An 891-nucleotide genomic window follows, 5' to 3' on the forward strand; every position below is an offset into this window, starting at 1 on the left:
AGCCGCTTTCTTTTGCCTACTTGTATATTCCCTCCTGTGGCGTCGACCCGATCAGTTGTCGCCACATGGACAGTCAGCTCGTCTGCCTAGAGTGCCTCGAGCCCGCAGAAAAGCCTGAGCGACTGTCCTTTTCATCCTCTTAACCCGAACAGTTGACTGAGCCCCGAGCTCGTATTTTCCTGCAAGTATGGGTACCGTGATGAACCACACTTTCTCTTCCGTTTATATCGGCATCGACGTCAGCGGCCGCACCCTCGACGTTGCCATCCACGACACCACCGAACATTTCAGTGTCGACAATGAAACCGTCGCCATCGACCAGCTGGTCCAGCGTCTGATCACGCTGGATCCCACCCTGATCGTCATGGAGGCCACCGGCAAGCTCGAACTCGCCGTACTCAAGGCGCTTTGTCAGGCCGGTCTTCCCGCTGTCGCCGTCAATCCGCGACAGGTGCGCGACTTTGCCAAAGCCACCGGCAAGCGTGCGAAGACAGACCGCATCGACGCGTTCGTCATCGCTCATTTCGCCGCCGTCATCAAACCCGTCGTGCGTCCGCTCAACGATGTGCAGACCGAGCAGTTGCAGGCCCTGCTGCTGCGCCGTGCCCAGCTCATCGACATGCTCGTGGCCGAGAAAGCCCGCCTGGAGCGCGCCCACGCCGCGGCTAAGGAAAGCCTGAATGACCACATCAAATGGCTCAAACAGCAGCTCACCGTCGCGGATAAGGACATCGATTCCTTCATGCGCTCCTCGCCCGCCTGGCGCCAGAAGGAGGACCTGCTGCGCTCGGTGCCCGGCATCGGCCCCGGCGCTGCGGCCACGCTGATCGCCTTCATGCCCCAGCTCGGCTCGCTGAACCGCCGCGAGATCGCCGCACTCACCGGCGTCGC

General features: G+C 61.5%; 1 protein-coding gene. It reads left to right on the top strand.

Translation table 11 applies throughout. From position 1 onward, the window contains the following. Positions 1-199: 199 nt before the first annotated feature. On the top strand, positions 200-891 hold a 692-nt coding region (locus tag KHO23_RS34855), incomplete at its 3' end, for an IS110 family transposase (RefSeq protein WP_236067102.1).

Origin of the sequence: Paraburkholderia haematera (assembly GCF_905220975.1) — a bacterium.
Taxonomy (GTDB): Bacteria; Pseudomonadota; Gammaproteobacteria; order Burkholderiales; family Burkholderiaceae; genus Paraburkholderia; species Paraburkholderia haematera.